Below are 15818 nucleotides of genomic sequence, written 5' to 3'. Positions count from 1 at the left end.
GGCCTGTTCCCTTGCGCGGCATCACCCGCCGCTTTCGTACTGCAGCAGCGCAGACCACTCGCGGCAGGCCTTCTTGTCGGCCGGGTTCTCCCCGGCGCAGTTGGTGCCGGCCGGGCTCGGGCCGGCATTGACACCATGGCCTGGCGCCCGAACAGCCGGCCGCCCTGGTTGGAGTTGCCGGCGTCGAGCGCTGAGCCGCGCAGCGGCGCCCGCCTTGGCTGCGGCGAGTCAGTCCACCGTGATCCCTGCCTGCCGGATGAACCTGCCATAGCGCGCCCGGTCGGCGATCTGCCGCTCACCGTACGCGCGGATGCTCATCGGCTCCGCCGTGCCGCCCAGCTTCCTGACGCTTTCCTGTAGCGACGCAGCGGACAGTGCCTGGTTGATCTCGCGGTTCATGCGCTCCAGGATGGCCGGCGGCGTGCCTGCAGGCGCATAGACCCCGAAGGTCGAATCGCCGTCCACGTCCCGCAGGCCGGCTTCGGCCAGCGTGGGCACATCGGGGAACTGCGGTGCGCGCCGGGCGCTGGCCACCGCGAGCAGGCGCAGCTTGCCGCTGGCAACGTATTGCAGCCCCGGCCCCGGGTCGAACATGAACTGGACCTGCCCCGCGAGCAGGTCGCCCAAAGCCGGCGCCGCGCCCTTGTACGGCACGTGCACGGCATCGAGCCCACCCGACCGCTTGAACATTTCCGCCGCGATATGCGGCGTGCTGCCGTTCCCGGCCGAGCCGTAGCTGAGCTTGCCCGGATGCTCGCGCACGTAGCTGACGAACTCGCCCAGCGTCTTGACCGGCAGCGAGGGATGCACCAGCAGGTAGACCCGCACCAGCGCCACGGATGCCACGGGCGTCAGGTCCCTGAGCGGGTCGTAGGGCATCTTCTTGTAGAGGAAGGGATCGATCGCCACCGCACCGCCGGAGGTCAGCAGGAAGGTGTATCCATCCGGCTGTGCCTTGGCCACGGCATCGCCGCCGACGATGCCGTTCGCGCCGGGCCGGTTATCCACCACCACGGGGCGTTTGAGCGCTTCGGACAGGGTCGGTGAAATGCCGCGGGCCAGCGTGTCGGCCGCGCCGCCGGCCGGGAAGTTCACCACCAGCCGGATCGGCTTCACGGGCCACGGCGTGGCATTGCCTTGTGCAGCCGCGCTGCCGGCCAGGCCCAGCGCGCACATTGCCACGGCAATGGGGCGCGCAATGCGGGAAGGGAATCGCATATGCTTTGTCTCCTGAATGTTCTCGTTATGTGCGGGCGGCCAGTGGCCGCCACCGGCCACCACCGGCCACCACCGGCCGTCCTGCTCAGAACGGATACTGCCTCGGCGTGGTCTGCATCGTGATCCAGCGCAGTTCGGTGAAGGCCTCGATGCCGGCCTTGCCGCCAAAGCGGCCATAGCCGCTGGACTTGACACCGCCGAACGGCATCTGGGCTTCGTCATGCACGGTGGGCCCGTTGACATGGCAGATGCCCGACTCGATGCGCCGCGCGACCTGCATGGCGCGCGCGATGTCGCGCCCGAACACGGCGGCGGAAAGCCCGTACTCCGAATCATTGGCGCAGGCGATGGCCGCTTCCACGCCACTGATGCGCACGACCGCCTTGACTGGCCCAAACGATTCCTCGTGGTAGATGTCCATCTCCGGCGTGACATGATCGAGCACGGTCGCGGCCATCAGCGTATCCGTGGCCTTGCCGCCGCAGGCGAGCTTCGCGCCCTTTGCCAGCGCATCGTCGATCATGGCGTTGCAGCGTTCGACCGTGCTCATGTCCACCACCGAGCCCAGCACCGCCGGCCCCGAGCGCGGATCGGCAAGCGGCAGCGCGGCGGCACGCGCGGCAAACCATGTCACGAATTCATCGGCCACGGCGGCATCGACCACGATGCGCTCGGTGGACATGCAGATCTGCCCGGAGTTGGCGAAGGCGCCGAAGATGGCGGCGTCGACCGCGGCATCGAGGTCGGCATCATCGAGCACCACCAGCGGCGCCTTGCCGCCCAGTTCGAGCACCGCCGGCTTCAGGTGGCGCGCGCAGGCCTGCGCAATCAGCCGGCCCACGCGCGTCGAACCCGTGAAGTTGACGCGCCGTACCGCCGGATGGGCCACCATGGCCTCCACCACCTCGGCGGCGTCGGCCGGCGCATTGGTGATGAAGTTGACCACGCCCGGCGGAAAGCCAGCTTGCGCGAGCGCATCGATGATCAGGCCATGCGTTGCCGGGCAGATCTCCGAGCCCTTGAGCACCACGGTGTTGCCGCAGGCAAGCGCGGTCGCCACCGCACGCACGCCGAGGATGACCGGCGCGTTCCAGGGCGCGATGCCAAGCACCACGCCCGCGCCCTGCCGCACCGCCATGGCAACGCTGCCCGGCACGTCAGACGGAATCACGTCGCCATGAATGTGCGTGGTCAGGGCGGCCGCCTCCTGCAGCATGCCGACGCCCAGATGCACGTTGAAGCCGGCCCACTGGGCCGAGGCGCCGGTCTCCGCCGCCATCGCCGCCGCGATCGCCGCCCCCTTGCTTTCCAGCGACTGCGCGGCGCGCATCAGCAGCGCCCGGCGATCGCCCGGGCCCGTATCGCGCCACGCCGGGAAGGCATCGGCCGCTGCCGCCACGGCGGCCAGCGCATCCGCCTTGCCGGCGGCCGGGGCGCGCGTGGCGACGCTCTGGTCCAGCGGGTTGCGGCGCTCGAAGGTTGCGCCGCTGGCGGCCGGCGTACGCTCGCCGCCGATCAGCATGGTGATGGTCTGCATGGTCTGTCTCCTCTGTTGTTCTGGCATGCCGGCGCGGCATGGAAAGGGAAAGCGGCTAGGCCACCTCGATCTCGACCACGGTCGGCACGCTGGATTGCAGCGCCGTGGCCAGCGCATCGGGCAGCGCTGACGCGGTGCGGATCCGCACCGCCTCGCAGCCATGGCCGCGCGCGAGCGCCACGAAATCGAGGTCGGGCAGAGCCGTGCCCACCAGCGGATCGCCGTGGCCGAAGCCGAAGGTGGGCGCGAATTCCTGCAGCGCCGCGTAGCGGCGGTTGTTCAGCACGATGAACGTGATCGGCAGTTTCAGCTGCGCGGCGCTCCACAACGCCTGGATCGCGTACATGCTGGACCCGTCGCCGACCAGGCCGATCACCTTGCGCCCTGGCTTGCCCAATGCCACGCCAACAGCCGCCGGCAGCCCGAAGCCCAGGCCGCCGCTGCACATCGTGTAGAAGGTCTCGCTGCGCACGATCGGCAGGTAGCGATGCATCACCGGGCGCGCGCTCGGCGCTTCCTCGACGATGATCGACTCCGGATCGCGCAGCTCGGCCAGGGTCTGCAGCACGTAGGCCACGCTCATCGGCGCGCCCGGCTGCGCGCGCGGCGCGGGCTGCCTTGGCGGCGGGGCTTCGCGGCGCGGCGGGGCGGGACGGGCCAGCAGGCCGGCCACACCCTGGCGGATGCTGCCGACCGCGCTCGTGCCCGCCGGTGCCCAGGCTGCGGCACTGGCGTCCTCGGTCAGCTGGACCAGCTGCGCGCCCGGCGGCACGTGCGGGCCGAAGCCCTCCACGTGATAGGTGAACGCGGGTGCGCCCACGGCAAAGATCAGGTCATGCCCGGCCAGCAGCGCGACGATCTTCTCGCGCATGGCCGGCAGGAATCCGGCAAACAGCGGATGGTCTTCGGGAAAGCCGCAGCGCCCTGACATCGGCGCGACCCACACCGAAGCCTGGTGCCGCTCGGCCAGCCGCACGACGTCATCCCAGGCGCCGTCACGATCGACGGCCGCGCCGACCACCAAAGCGGGACGGCGGCTGGCGTCGAGCGCGTCGCCGATCTGCGCGAGCAGCGCGGGCTGGGCCCCGATCTCGGTGCTGACCGTGCGTGGCAGTACCGGCTCGCAGGGACGGGCCCAGTCATCGGCCGGAATGGAGATCAGCACCGGCCCGCGCGGCGGCTGCATGGCGATGTAGTAGCCGCGCGCAATCGCCAGCGGCACGTCTTCGGCGCGTGCCGGCTCGCAGCTCCACTTCACGTATGGCTTGGGCAGCTCCGTTGCCTGCGCCGAATAGAGGAACGGTTCGTACGGCAGGATCGAGCGCGCCTGCTGGCCGGCAGTGATCACCAGCGGCGTGCGGTTCTTGAAGGCAGTGAAGATGCTGCCCATGGCATGCCCGACGCCGGCGGCCGAGTGCAGGTTGACGAAGGCGGCGTTGCGCGTGGCCTGGGCGTAGCCGTCGGCCATGCCGACCACGACCGACTCCTGCAGGCCCAGCACGTAACGGAAATCAGCAGGGAAATCCAGGAATAGCGGCAGTTCGGTCGAGCCGGGATTGCCGAACACCGAAGTCATGCCAAAGGCCCGGAGCAGGTCCAGGACGGCGCCGCGGACAGTGACAGGCAGCTGGGGTGGGCTGGAAGGGGCGATAGGCGCCATGGCGGTCGGTTCCTAGGGCTGGGATGGGTTGACTTGCGCCACAGTATGGACACGCTGCCCTTGCCTGAAAATTGCCAATTCCGGGCAAAGTCATTACCATTCTGCATGACCCTCGATCTGCGCCAAATCCAGGCCTTCCTTGCTGTCTGCGAGCACCGCAGCCTGGGGCGCGCCGCGGCCCACCTGAACCTGACCCAGCCGGCGCTAAGCCGTACCATCCAGCGGCTGGAAGCCCAACTGGGTGCCCCGCTGTTCGAACGCTATTCCACCGGCATGGTGCTGACCGCCTACGGCGAGGCGCTGCTGCCCCACGCCACCCTGCTGCGCCACGAAGCCGACCACGCCATCGAGGCCGTCCGCGCGCTGCGCGGGCTGGCCAGCGGCACCATCCGTGTCGGCGCCGTCGCCAGCGTGGTCAGCGGCGTGCTGCCGCAGGCCATCGAGGCCGTGCTGGCGCGCTGGCCCAATCTGCGGCTGCGCATCATCGAAGGAGTGGGCGATTTCCTCGCCGATGCGCTGGCCAAGCGCGAGATCGACCTGGCCATCGGCATTGCCCTGCCGGAAAACGACGAGATCTGCGCCGTCAGCGATGTTGGCTGGAGCGATACCAGCTACGTGGTGGCCGCAACCGGCCATCCGCTGATGGGCAAGCGCGGCCTGAAGCTGGCCGATACGCGGGGCTGCCACTGGGTGATGCCGCCGCGCGGCACCGCGCCGTTCGAGGAACTGCTGCGTCTGTTCGCGCGGCATGAACTGGCGCCGCCCGAGATCGTTGCCGAAACGCGCTCGATCATCGCGCTCAAGAGCCTGGTCGCGCGCGCCGGCTTCCTCAGCTGGATTGCCGAGCCGATGTACCAGGCCGAGCAGAAGGCCGGGCTGATCCACCCGCTGCCGATACCCGGCGCCAGCGCGCCGCGCCGGCTGACCGTCTACCGGCGCCGGCACGGCATCCTGCCAGCGCCGGCAGTCAGGCTGCTGGAGCAACTGCGTAACCTGACTGCAACGCAAGCCTAGCGCGCCGGACCCGCTTGCCCGGACGAGGCGGCCCGTGATCCGGCGGCCGGCACATCTGCACCCTCCATCACCCACTTGCGGAAAATCTGCAGCGCCGGCAGGTGCTGTTTCTGCTCCGGATAGCACAGGTAATAGCCTTTCTTTGCCAGCACCTGCGCCGGATGCGCGACCACCAGCGCCCCGCTGGCGAGTTCCTGTTCGATCAGGCAGCGCGGGATCAGCGCAATGCCCAGCCCCGACAGCGCGGCCTGCGTCAGCAACGAGAACTGGTCGAAACGCGCGCCGCTCCACGCCTGCCGCGTGGTTACGCCGAGCGTGGCGAACCAGTCGGGCCAGGCCTCGGGCACGGTGGTGTGGTGCAGCAGCGGATAGTGCAGCAAGGCGGCCGGCGTGCGCGCGACGCCGTGCGGTTCCTGTGCCAGCAGGCCCGGCCGGCATACCGGTAGCACTTCGCGTCCGGTCATGTAGTCCGCCAGGCTGCCTGGCCAGACGCCATCGCCGAAGCGGATCGCCGCATCCAGATCCGGCTCGGAAAAATCGTAGCCCTGCGCATGCGGCACGAATTCCAGCGTTACCTCCGGATGCCGCGCAAAGAACTGCGGCAGGCGCGGGATCAGCCACTTCGCGCCCAATGTCGGCATGCTTGCGATATGCAACACGCCGCCGCGGCCCTGGCGCGCCATCAGTTCGACGGTGGCGGCCTCCAGTTCGTTGAGGCTTGGCCCGATGCGCTCCAGGTAGCGCTCTCCCGCCGTGGTCAGCACCAGGCGCTGACGCACGCGCTCGAACAGCTCCACGCCAAGGTAAGCCTCCAGGCTGCGCACCTGCTTGCTGACCGCCCCCTGCGTCACATGCAGTTCGCGTGCGGCGACGGTGAAACTGTTGTGCCGGGCCGCGGCCTCGAAGGCCTGCAACTCGGTCAGCGACGGACACATGCGTCGCATAATTCACCTCTACTTCACGACCAAATGGAATGAGCTAGGGATTTTATTTCGTTTGCGAGGGTCCTGCCTGGACGAGCAGAATCGTGAAAACGCCTTTGTCTCTTTCTCGATACCTTTCCCCACACATCATGCAACGTCGCCACCTCCTCCGCGTCCTGGCCGCCACCTCGGCCGCCCTCGCCACCGGCCTGTCGTTCAGCGCCGCCGCCCAGTCCGGCTACCCGACCAAGCCGATCACGCTGGTCGTGCCCTTCCCCGCCGGCGGCACCACCGATATCGTCGCGCGCATCGTTGCCGACAAGCTCGGCCAGCAACTGGGCCAGGCCGTGGTGGTCGACAACCGCGGCGGCGCCGGCGGCAGCATCGGCACCACCTTCCTGTCGAAGGCGGCGCCCGACGGCTACACGCTGGGCATTGCCACGGCCTCGACCCACGGCATCAACCCTGCGGTCTACCCGCGCCTGTCCTACGATGCAACCAAGGACTTCACCACCATCACCAACCTGGCCTCGGTGCCGAACGTGATGAGCATCAACCCGGCGGTCAAGGCCACCGACATGAAGTCCTTCATCGCGCTGGCGCAATCGCAGCCGAACAAGCTGGCCTATGGCTCGGCCGGCAACGGCAGCGTCTCGCACATGATGGGGGAACTGTTCAAGATGAGCAGCAAGACCGAACTGCTGCACGTGCCGTACAAGGGCGTGGGCCCGGCGCTGAACGACGCGCTGGCCGGCCAGGTGCAGGTGCTGTTCGACAACCTGCCGTCGTCGCTGCCGTTCATCGAAGGCGGCAAGCTGCGCGCGCTGGCCGTGGCCGCGCCCAAGCGCGTGGCGGCGCTGCCGAACGTGCCGACCTTCGCCGAGCTGGGCCTGGGCGAGGTCAACGACGCCGCGTGGTTCGGCCTGATCGCGCCGGCCAACCTGCCGGCCGACATCCAGAACAAGCTGCATGCCGCCGCCGTCAAGGTGCTGGCAACGCCGGAAGTCAAGGCCAAGCTGGAAAAGCTGGGCGCGACCCCGGTGGGCGACACCCCGGCTCACTTCGCCGCGCAGATCAGGAGCGAAGTGGCCAAGAACAAGCGCGTGGCCGCGGCCGCCAAGATCTCGCTCGACTGACCACTGGCGCAGCACCATGACCGATACCGACCGAACCACCGCGGATAGTCCGTACTTCCTGTACCAGCCGGAGGGCGAGCCCGCCCCGCTGTTCCTGGATTCGCCGCACAGCGCGACCACCTACCCGACGGACTTCCGCCCCGATCCCGCCCTGCCGCTGCAGCTGCTGCGGCAGGCCGAGGACACCTTCGTCGATGAGCTCTACGCCGGCGCGCCGGCGCGCGGCATCCCGCTCTTGTGCGCGGGCTTCCCGCGCAGCTACCTCGACGCCAACCGCGCGCTGGAGGAAATCGACGAAGCCCTGCTCGACGCCCCCTGGCCCGGCGCGAAGCAGGAAACCTCCAAGACCCGGCTTGGCAAGGGCCTCGTCTGGCGCGTGCTCGACAGCGGCGAGGCGATCTACGACCGCAAGCTCGGCGTCGAAGAAGTGCAGTCGCGCATCAACCGCTGCTACCTGCCCTACTACGCGCAGCTGCAGAAACTGGCCGATCACGCCGTCACCAGCCACGGCAGCGCCTGGCACATCAACTGCCATTCGATGCCGAGCCACGCCGCGCCATACGCGACCGAGTTCCCCGGCCTGGAGCATCCCGACTTTGTCGTCGGCGACCGTGACGGCACCACCTGCGACAAGCGCTTCACCGACCGCATCGAAGGCGTGCTCAAGGACATGGGCTACGAGGTCTGGCGCAACCACCCCTACAAGGGCGTGGAAATCGTGCGCGTGGTCGGCCAGCCGCAGGCCGGTCGCCACAGCCTGCAGCTCGAGGTCAACCGCAAGCTGTACATGGACGAGGTGGGCCTGACCCACACCGCCGGCTTCGCCAAGCTGCGCCATGACCTGAACGCACTGCTCGACGATTTGCTGCGCTTTACGCGCGCGATGCCCTCGCGCGTGGCCTGAGGCGTTTGCCAACGCACCACGGCCGGGCCGCGCGGGATCACCGCGGACCGGCCGTGCGGGTTCCCCGCAGTTGTGCGGCGTGGGAAATATCTGCTAGAAAGCAGGCCCGTTCCTGCGCGTCGTCATTGCGTTAGAAGAATAGGTAACAAGATTTAGGAACTTTGCCGGATAGGTTTCCTCTATCATGGCATTCCTTTGCGAAGCTACCCGGCCTGCCGGCCCCTGCGCCGGCAAGCCAATCCCAGAACGCGAACACCGCAAACACTGTGATCCGACGAATTTCCGAACTGCTCGGCAGCCGGCTCCGCATGTTGGCTGCCGCGGTGGCCGGTGCGATCGGGCTGGCGGGCTGCGCCAACATGCCGGCCGACGAGGCCGCCGCGCAGGCCCCTGCTGCCGCCGCCCCGACGGCCGCTCCTGCCCGGCCCGCCCCCGCTCCTGCCGCTTCCTCCACCCCGCCCACCAAGACCATCACCCTGCCCGATCGCGGCCGTGTCAGCCTGTCCGAGTACCGCGCACGCATGCGCGAGCAGCTGATGAAGACCGAGAACGCCAGCAGCGACGTGGCCGACTGCGCCGCGCACGCCAGCTGGGTAGTGCCGCGCTCGGCCAGCTACGATGCCCTGAAGATCCCCACCGGCGCGCTCGCCGCCGGGCAGGCCACGACCGAGCCCTGGAGCGGACGCTTCTCGCCCGGCAAGCAGGCCGTGCCGGTCAGTACCGTGGTGACGTTCAACGCCACCGCACACAAGCGCCGCGGCGACGACTGGCAGCCCGTGCGCGTGCGCTGCGGCTACGACGACGGCATGATGCTGGCGTACGAACTGCAGGACCCCGGCGGCGCCACCATCAGCGAACCCGCTGCCGCGCCTGCGGTGCCCACGTCGAGCCAGGCCACGTCGTCCGGCAAGAGCCGCAAGGGCAAGGGCAAGAGCACGGCGTCGTCGAAGTCGGGCAAGTCTTCGGCGGCCAAGTCGACCAAGTCGGCTTCGTCGAAAGCGGCGTCAGGGTCGGCGAAGACGAGCAGCACGGCCAAGAAGAAGCAGTAAGCTCGCTGGTTGTCTCCCCTCTCCCGCCCCTCTCCCATCAGGGAGAGGGGAGCAAACCCTCAGCGTGCGAGAGAGACACCACCTCAGCCCAGGTAATCCAGGATCGCCTGCAGCATCGCCGTACCCAGCAGCGCGCTGCGCGCGCCGTTCCAGCCCACCGCCGGATCGGGCAAGTCGGCGTTGTCCTTGAACGGCATTTCCAGCGTCAGCGCCAGGCAGCCGAAGGTATGGCCGATGTACTTGGACGCGAGCTTGAGCGCGTCGGCGTTGTACTTGCTGGCGGCATAGCCGTGCACGTCCTGGAAGTCCGGCGAAGCACGCTTGAAGGCTTCGATGAAGCGCTGCTGCTCGCGCCGGCGCGCTTCGGTAAAGCCGGGCAGCATCTCGCTGCCGGCGACGAAGTTGTACGGCAGGCCCTCGTCGCCGTGGATATCGAAGAACATGTCGCACCCCGTGGCCTCGATGGCGCGGCGCACGTGGTAGACCTCCGGGCTGGTATCCGCGCTGGGCGACATCCATTCGCGGTTCAGGTTGGCGCCGGCGGCGTTGGTGCGCAGGTTGCCGCGCGCCGAGCCATCCGGGTTCATGTTCGGCACGATATGGAACACGGCGCGCTCGAGCAGCCTGCGCGCGACCGGATCGCCGGCCCAGATGCCGGTGCCGGTCAGCCGCTGCAGCACGCCTTCGACAAACCATTCGGCCATGCTCTCGCCCGGATGCTGGCGCGCGATCATCCAGATGGTCTTCTTGCCGGGGCCGGGCTGGCCCAGCGTGGCGCGGGTCATGTCGCGCCCGTCGACGGTGCTGCCCAGGTGCGACAGCTGCGCCAGCGGCGAGCGCTGGCAGCTCGCCAGCAGCGACAGGTGGCGCTCGTCGGGATAGGGCTCGAAATACGCGAACCAGACGCTGTCGTGCTCCGGCGTGAACTCCACCGTCATCACCTTGCCGTCGAAGCTGGTCGGCACGCGGAACCAGTGCGCGCGGTCATACGAGGCCACCGCGCGGTAGTCGCGCCAGCCATCCGGATAAGTGCAATCGCCCGCGTTGAGGAAGTGCATCCGGCACGCCTGCCCCGCCGCGCCCTGCAGGCGGAAATGGAACCACTGCCGGAAGTCGGCGTGCGAATCGGCGCGGATGCGCAGGCGGATATCGTCGGCACGGTCGAGCGCCTCGACCTCGATGGCACCCGAATCGAAATGCGAGGAAATATGCAGGGCGGAAGGCATGGCTGGCGGTCTCGTTTCGTTAGGGTTCGGTCTTCCGGGGTTCAGTCTTCCAGGCGGCGGCGGAACACCCAGCGGCCGGCGTCGGAAGCGGAGGCGTCGAAGGCATAGCCGTCCCCGGCGAAGCGCTTGAGCTTTTCCGGCTCGGTGATGCGGTGCGTGACCGCGTAGCGCGCCATCGTGCCGCGCGCGCGCTTGGCGTGGAACGAGATGATCTTGTAGCGCCCGCCCTTCCAGTCCTCGAACACCGGCGTGACGATGCGTGCCTGCAGCACCTTGGGCCGCACCACCTTGAAATACTCTTCCGAGGCCAGGTTGACCAGCACTGGCGAGCCTTCCTGCTTCAGCGCAGCCATGTCGCCGTTGATCGTCTGCGTGACCTCGTCGCCCCAGAATGCATACAGGTCCTTGCCGGCTGCGTTGTCGAGGCGCGTCCCCATTTCCAGCCGGTAGGGCTGCATCCAGTCCAGCGGACGCAGCACGCCGTACAGGCCGGACAGGATGCGCAGGTGCTTCTGCGCGAAGCCGAGGTCCTCGGCGCTCAGCGTCTTCGCGTCGAGACCGTCGTAGACGTCGCCGTTGAAGGCCAGCACCGCCTGCTTGCTGTTGGCGGCGGTGAACTCGGGCGACCACTCGGCATAGCGCGTGACGTTGAGCACGGCAAGCTTGTCGGAGATGTCCATCAGCGTGCCCACGTCCTGCGGCGCGAGCTTGCGCAGGCGCTCGATCAGCGTGGCGGAACGGTCGATGAAACGCGGCAGCGTATGGGTCTTGATGCGCGGGGGTGTCTCGTAGTCCAGGGACTTGGCGGGAGACAAAACGATGAGCATGGCAAAATCGCGGCTATAGCCAAGGACAAACCAGCCAAGATTGTAGCGAATGCGCCTCGACAGTACCGGAACCGACCATCCCGCCAGCCCCGCCGGCATCACATCCGCGCCAGCGGGCGCACCCTGCGTGGTGCTCGACTCCAATATCTGGGTCGACCTGCTGGTGTTTCGCGACCCGCATGTCGAGCCGATCCGGCACGCGCTCGAAGCCGGCGCCATCGCCCCGGTGATCCGCGCCGATTGCCGTGAAGAACTGCGCCGGGTGCTGGCTTATCCGCAATTTGCCCGCTTCGAGGTGGATATCGACGCCGCGCTGGCCACCGTCGACCGCCTGGCCCGCCTCGAACCGCTGCCGCCGCAGGACGAGGCCGACGCCATCAGGCTGCCCCGCTGCAAGGACACCGACGACCAGAAGTTTGTCGAACTGGCCCACTTTGCCGGCGCGGCGTGCCTGGTGTCGAAGGACAAGGCGGTGCTCAAGCTGCGCAGCCGGCTGCGCCGCTCCAGCGGCGTCGAGGTGCTGACGCCGCCGGGCTTCGGCGCCTGGCTGGCCGCGCGGGTCGACACCGCCGCCAGCACCGCCGACATCACAGCCAACACCACGGCCGATCCGCTTTAGAATTGCCGGATCGCGCGCGCGGCCGGTCCGGCACGCGCGCCCTCCCCTTACCGCATCGATACGCCCGCAACATGTCCGCAGACACCACGCTCCCCCCGCTGACCCCGCCACCCTCGCGCCTGCCCGGCGTCGGCACCACCATCTTTACCGTGATGTCGGCCCTGGCCATCGAGAAGAACGCCGTCAACCTGGGCCAGGGTTTCCCGGATTTCGATTGCGACCCGAAGATCGTCGATGCCGTCGCAGGGGCCATGCGCGCCGGTCATAACCAGTACCCGCCGATGGCGGGCGTGCCGCGCCTGCGCCAGGCCATCGCCGACAAGATCGCCGCGCTGTACGGCCACCAGTACAGCTGGGAGTCGGAAATCACCGTCACCGCCGGCGCCACGCAGGGCATCCTGACCGCGATCCTGTGCGCCGTGCACCCGGGCGACGAAGTGATCGTGCTCGAGCCCTGCTACGACAGCTACCTGCCCGCGATCGAACTGGCCGGCGCCACCGCCGTGCCGGTCACGCTGGAGGCGCCCGAGTTCCGCGTGCCCTTCGACAAGCTCGCCGCCGCGATCACGCCGCGCACGCGCATGATCCTCATCAACACGCCGCACAACCCCACCGGCACGATCTGGCGCGCGGGCGACATGGACAAGCTGGCGCAGATCCTGGCCGGCACCGACATCCTGCTGCTCTCCGACGAGGTTTACGAGCACATGGTCTACGACGGCCAGCGGCATGAATCGGTCTCGCGCCATCCCGAGCTGGCGCGGCGCAGCTTCGTGATCTCGAGCTTTGGCAAGACTTATCACGTGACGGGCTGGAAGGTCGGCTACGTGGCCGCGCCGGCCGCGCTGATGGCCGAGTTCCGCAAGGTGCACCAGTTCAACGTCTTCACCGTCAATACGCCGGTGCAGCATGGCCTGGCCGACTATATGGCCGATCCCGCGCCGTACCTGGAGCTGTCGGCCTTCTACCAGGCCAAGCGCGATTTCTTCCGGGCGGGACTGGCCGGTTCGCGCTTCAAGCTGCTGCCCTCGGATGGCACCTACTTCCAGTGCGTCGACTACTCGGCCATTTCCGACCTGAGCGAGGCGGACTTCGCCATGTGGCTGACGCGCGAGATCGGCGTGGCGGCGATTCCGGTGTCGGCGTTCTATACGCAGCCGCGCGAGTCGGGCGTGGTGCGATTCTGTTTTGCCAAGAAGGAAGAGACGCTGGCGCTGGCGCTGGAACGGCTCGCCAGGCTCTGAGCAGGCCCGCGGACCCTGCCCCCAAAACATAAACGCCCACGATGTCATCGCGGGCGTTTTGCTTTGTCGCGAGGATGCGCCGACGCTTACTTGCTCCGGCTCATCATCAGTTCCGTATTCGCCTTCCGGTCCGCATTGACCTTCTGCACCGACTCGCGCTGCGACAGCGTCTTCAGGTAATCCTTGACCGGCAGGTCAGCCAGCATGTCCGTGCCATAGATGATCTTGGTGCACGACGACACCAGCGGCAGGTGCACCGCCGCCGCGCAATCGGCCAGCGTGAAGCTCTCGCCCGCGATATACGGCGAGAATTTCGCCAGCCTGGCAAACGCCGGGATATAGCGCGTCAGCAGCTTGTGCTGGCGCTCCTTGACGTTGTCGCTGACCTTGCCGCCGAAGAACGCTTCCGGATACAGCTCGCGCGCCGTCAGCTCCAGGTACAGCTCCAGGAAGGTGACGATCTCGCGCACCTTGCCGGCCTGCAGCGGGTCCTTCGGCAGCAGCGGCGTCTGCGGGAAAGCCGCCTCCAGGTATTCGACGATGACTTCCGACTCGCACAGCGAGCCGGATTCGGTGATCATGTAGGGCACCTTGCCTGCGGGCGAAGCAGCCGGGTCGGTCTCGCCGATCCAGGCGAGCACCTCTTCGAACGGCACGTTCTTTTCCAGCAGCGCCAGCTTCACTTTGTTGTAGTAGTTGCTGGCGGCAAAACCGCAGAGCTTCAGCATGTCGTCTCTCTCCATTGTTGGAATGATCGCCCGCGCGAGCACGGGTCTGAGGGGGATTGTGGACCATCCGTAGCCTGCCGTGTCCGGCCTGGCCGATCAGCGCACGCCGCCTGCCCTTCCGGTCTGTTCGGAAAGATGCAAAAAACGTACGATCGTGCTAATTTAACCACAACTTTTGGGACGAATGATGAGCACTTTCACCATCGACACGCTGGGTGTCGTCGGCACCGGCGCCATGGGACGCGGCATTGCGCAGATCGCCGCCCAGGCTGGCCTGACCGTGAACCTGTACGACGCCAACCCGCAAGCTGTGGCCGCCGCCCGCCAGTACCTGCAGGACACGCTGGCCAAGCTCGCCGACAAGGGCAAGATCAGCGCCGCCGACGCCCAGGCCACGCTGGCCCGCGTCAAGCCCTGCGGCGCGCTGGAAGACCTGGCCGGCTGCGACATGGTGCTGGAAGCCATTGTCGAGAAGCTCGAAGTCAAGCGCGACCTGATCGCCAGGCTGGAAGCGATCCTGCGCGAGGACGCCATCATCGCCTCTAACACCTCGTCGCTGTCGATCACCGCGATTGCCGTCGGCGCGAAGCACCCGGGCCGCATCGCCGGCTACCACTTCTTCAACCCGGTGCCGCTGATGAAGGTGGTCGAAGTCATCGACGGCCTGTCGGGCGACCCCGCGGTGGGCGACGCGCTGATGGCGCTGTCGCGCCGCATGGGCCATACGCCGGTGCGCTGCAAGGACATGCCGGGCTTCATCGTCAACCATGCCGGCCGCGGCATGAACATCGAAGGCCTGAAGGTCGCGCAGGAAGGCGTGGCCGAGTTTGCCGACATCGACAACATCATGCGCGAGCAGGCCGGCTTCCGCATGGGCCCCTTCGAGCTGATGGACCTGACCGGGCTGGACGTGTCGCACCCGGTGATGGAGTCGATCTACAACCAGTTCTACCAGGAGCCGCGCTACCGTCCGTCGCCGATCACCGCGATCCGCGCGGTCGGCGGGCTGATCGGCCGCAAGGCCGGCGCCGGCTTCTACCGCTACGCCGATGGCCAGAAGCAGGTGCCGGCGGCCGCCGCTGTGCCGGGCGCGCGCCCGTCGAGCGTCTGGGTCAGCCATGACAGCGAGCGCGGCCACGCCATGGTGACCAAGCTGCTGGGCGCGCTGGGCGTGACCCCGGAAGGCGGCAACAAGCCGTCGGCCGACGCGCTGATCATCGTCACGCCGCTGGGCCTGGATGCCACCACCAGCGCGCTGCAGCAGGGCCTGGACCCGGCCCGCACCGTCGCCATCGACACGCTGCTGCCGTTCGAGGCCACCAAGCGCCGCACGCTGATGACCACGCCCGCCACCAGCGCCGCCGCGCGTGACGCCGCGCATGGCCTTTTTGGCAGCGACGGCGTGCCGGTCACGCTGATCCGCGATTCTGCCGGCTTTGTTGCCCAGCGCGTGCTCTGCTGCATCATCAATATCGCCAGCGATATCGCGCAGCAGCGCATCGCCACGCCGGCGGACATCGACCTTGCCGTGAACCTCGGCCTCGGCTACCCGAAGGGCCCGCTGGCCCTGGGCGACGCGGTCGGCCCGCAACTGGTGCTCGAGACGCTGCGCAACATGGAAGCGCTGACCGGCGACATGCGTTACCGCCCGAGCCCGTGGCTGTGGCGCCGTGCCGGCCTCGGCCTGTCGCTGCTGGCCGAAGAGCAGTAAGCCCGTTCCTTATCGTTTTAAG

The 15818-nt window shown here is 68.1% G+C and carries 14 protein-coding genes; 7 read left to right on the top strand and 7 right to left on the bottom strand.

What is annotated here, in order from left to right; translation table 11 throughout:
- Nucleotides 1-228: 228 nt before the first annotated feature.
- The 3 genes from E0W60_RS15790 to mdlC form a co-directional block, all read right to left on the bottom strand.
- Complete coding sequence (locus tag E0W60_RS15790; RefSeq protein ID WP_135704910.1) at nucleotides 229-1218, bottom strand: Bug family tripartite tricarboxylate transporter substrate binding protein; 990 nt, start codon at nucleotides 1216-1218, stop codon at nucleotides 229-231.
- Nucleotides 1219-1303: 85 nt separating this feature from the next.
- Nucleotides 1304-2755 carry an aldehyde dehydrogenase gene (locus E0W60_RS15785; protein ID WP_135704909.1) on the bottom strand — a complete coding sequence of 484 codons (1452 nt, stop codon included), beginning with the start codon at nucleotides 2753-2755 and terminating at the stop codon, nucleotides 1304-1306.
- Nucleotides 2756-2810: 55 nt separating this feature from the next.
- Nucleotides 2811-4415 carry a benzoylformate decarboxylase gene (gene mdlC / locus E0W60_RS15780; protein ID WP_135704908.1) on the bottom strand — a complete coding sequence of 535 codons (1605 nt, stop codon included), beginning with the start codon at nucleotides 4413-4415 and terminating at the stop codon, nucleotides 2811-2813.
- Nucleotides 4416-4520: 105 nt separating this feature from the next.
- Here mdlC and E0W60_RS15775 point away from each other — a divergent pair, with 105 nt between their 5' ends.
- Nucleotides 4521-5429, top strand: a complete 909-nt coding sequence (locus tag E0W60_RS15775) for a LysR family transcriptional regulator (protein ID WP_240745942.1) — start codon at nucleotides 4521-4523, stop codon at nucleotides 5427-5429.
- Here the strand turns inward: E0W60_RS15775 and E0W60_RS15770 are convergent.
- The gene (locus tag E0W60_RS15770) at nucleotides 5426-6373 is read right to left on the bottom strand and encodes a LysR family transcriptional regulator (protein ID WP_133097668.1); all 948 of its coding nucleotides are present in this window, start codon (nucleotides 6371-6373) and stop codon (nucleotides 5426-5428) included. The genes E0W60_RS15775 and E0W60_RS15770 overlap by 4 nt on opposite strands.
- Nucleotides 6374-6501: 128 nt before the next feature.
- Between E0W60_RS15770 and E0W60_RS15765 the strand changes: the two genes are divergently transcribed.
- The 3 genes from E0W60_RS15765 to E0W60_RS15755 all read left to right on the top strand — a co-directional run bounded on the left by E0W60_RS15765 (nucleotide 6502) and on the right by E0W60_RS15755 (nucleotide 9441).
- Entirely contained in the window at nucleotides 6502-7488 is a 987-nt protein-coding gene (locus E0W60_RS15765) for a Bug family tripartite tricarboxylate transporter substrate binding protein (protein WP_133097667.1), read from the top strand.
- Between the two features lie 16 nt (nucleotides 7489-7504).
- Complete coding sequence (locus tag E0W60_RS15760) at nucleotides 7505-8392, top strand: N-formylglutamate amidohydrolase (protein WP_133097666.1); 888 nt, start codon at nucleotides 7505-7507, stop codon at nucleotides 8390-8392.
- 266 nt (nucleotides 8393-8658) lie between these two features.
- Nucleotides 8659-9441: a BspC domain-containing protein gene (locus tag E0W60_RS15755; protein ID WP_431189902.1), complete on the top strand. Its 783-nt coding sequence runs from the start codon at nucleotides 8659-8661 to the stop codon at nucleotides 9439-9441.
- Between the two features lie 83 nt (nucleotides 9442-9524).
- On the opposite strand, the gene E0W60_RS15750 is transcribed toward E0W60_RS15755, so the two are convergent.
- Together E0W60_RS15750 and yaaA are read right to left on the bottom strand one after the other, a co-directional pair.
- On the bottom strand, nucleotides 9525-10667 hold the full coding sequence (locus tag E0W60_RS15750; RefSeq protein ID WP_135704906.1) for a M14 family metallopeptidase: 1143 nt from the start codon (nucleotides 10665-10667) through the stop codon (nucleotides 9525-9527).
- Nucleotides 10668-10708: 41 nt separating this feature from the next.
- Nucleotides 10709-11494 (bottom strand): peroxide stress protein YaaA, encoded by a 786-nt coding sequence (gene yaaA, locus E0W60_RS15745; RefSeq protein ID WP_133097664.1) that lies wholly within the window; start codon nucleotides 11492-11494, stop codon nucleotides 10709-10711.
- Between the two features lie 49 nt (nucleotides 11495-11543).
- On the opposite strand from yaaA, the gene E0W60_RS15740 reads away from it, so the two are divergent.
- Both E0W60_RS15740 and E0W60_RS15735 read left to right on the top strand, forming a co-directional pair.
- On the top strand, nucleotides 11544-12113 hold the full coding sequence (locus E0W60_RS15740; RefSeq protein WP_133097663.1) for a PIN domain-containing protein: 570 nt from the start codon (nucleotides 11544-11546) through the stop codon (nucleotides 12111-12113).
- Between the two features lie 71 nt (nucleotides 12114-12184).
- On the top strand, nucleotides 12185-13357 hold the full coding sequence (locus tag E0W60_RS15735) for a pyridoxal phosphate-dependent aminotransferase (protein ID WP_135704905.1): 1173 nt from the start codon (nucleotides 12185-12187) through the stop codon (nucleotides 13355-13357).
- Nucleotides 13358-13443: 86 nt separating this feature from the next.
- Here E0W60_RS15735 and E0W60_RS15730 read toward each other — a convergent pair whose 3' ends face one another.
- The gene (locus tag E0W60_RS15730; RefSeq protein WP_133097661.1) at nucleotides 13444-14085 is read right to left on the bottom strand and encodes a glutathione S-transferase; all 642 of its coding nucleotides are present in this window, start codon (nucleotides 14083-14085) and stop codon (nucleotides 13444-13446) included.
- Between the two features lie 187 nt (nucleotides 14086-14272).
- Between E0W60_RS15730 and E0W60_RS15725 the strand changes: the two genes are divergently transcribed.
- Complete coding sequence (locus E0W60_RS15725; protein WP_135706235.1) at nucleotides 14273-15796, top strand: 3-hydroxyacyl-CoA dehydrogenase; 1524 nt, start codon at nucleotides 14273-14275, stop codon at nucleotides 15794-15796.
- Nucleotides 15797-15818 lie beyond the last annotated feature (22 nt).

It is taken from the genome of Cupriavidus oxalaticus (assembly GCF_004768545.1).
GTDB lineage: Bacteria > Pseudomonadota > Gammaproteobacteria > Burkholderiales > Burkholderiaceae > Cupriavidus > Cupriavidus oxalaticus_A.
The sequence above is the reverse complement of the archived record's forward strand: the minus strand, read 5'-3'. Positions and strand labels throughout refer to the sequence as shown.

Bases quoted from the DNA above. Each gene is read 5' to 3' on its own strand.
- E0W60_RS15730 (WP_133097661.1), bottom strand. From the start codon at position 14,085: ATGCTGAAGCTCTGCGGTTTTGCCGCCAGCAACTACTACAACAAAGTG.
- E0W60_RS15740 (WP_133097663.1), top strand. From the start codon at position 11,544: ATGCGCCTCGACAGTACCGGAACCGACCATCCCGCCAGCCCCGCCGGC.
- E0W60_RS15785 (WP_135704909.1), bottom strand. From the start codon at position 2,755: ATGCAGACCATCACCATGCTGATCGGCGGCGAGCGTACGCCGGCCGCC.
- mdlC (WP_135704908.1), bottom strand. From the start codon at position 4,415: ATGGCGCCTATCGCCCCTTCCAGCCCACCCCAGCTGCCTGTCACTGTC.
- E0W60_RS15775 (WP_240745942.1), top strand. From the start codon at position 4,521: ATGACCCTCGATCTGCGCCAAATCCAGGCCTTCCTTGCTGTCTGCGAG.
- E0W60_RS15725 (WP_135706235.1), top strand. From the start codon at position 14,273: ATGAGCACTTTCACCATCGACACGCTGGGTGTCGTCGGCACCGGCGCC.
- E0W60_RS15770 (WP_133097668.1), bottom strand. From the start codon at position 6,373: ATGCGACGCATGTGTCCGTCGCTGACCGAGTTGCAGGCCTTCGAGGCC.
- E0W60_RS15750 (WP_135704906.1), bottom strand. From the start codon at position 10,667: ATGCCTTCCGCCCTGCATATTTCCTCGCATTTCGATTCGGGTGCCATC.
- E0W60_RS15765 (WP_133097667.1), top strand. From the start codon at position 6,502: ATGCAACGTCGCCACCTCCTCCGCGTCCTGGCCGCCACCTCGGCCGCC.
- E0W60_RS15735 (WP_135704905.1), top strand. From the start codon at position 12,185: ATGTCCGCAGACACCACGCTCCCCCCGCTGACCCCGCCACCCTCGCGC.
- E0W60_RS15790 (WP_135704910.1), bottom strand. From the start codon at position 1,218: ATGCGATTCCCTTCCCGCATTGCGCGCCCCATTGCCGTGGCAATGTGC.
- yaaA (WP_133097664.1), bottom strand. From the start codon at position 11,494: ATGCTCATCGTTTTGTCTCCCGCCAAGTCCCTGGACTACGAGACACCC.
- E0W60_RS15760 (WP_133097666.1), top strand. From the start codon at position 7,505: ATGACCGATACCGACCGAACCACCGCGGATAGTCCGTACTTCCTGTAC.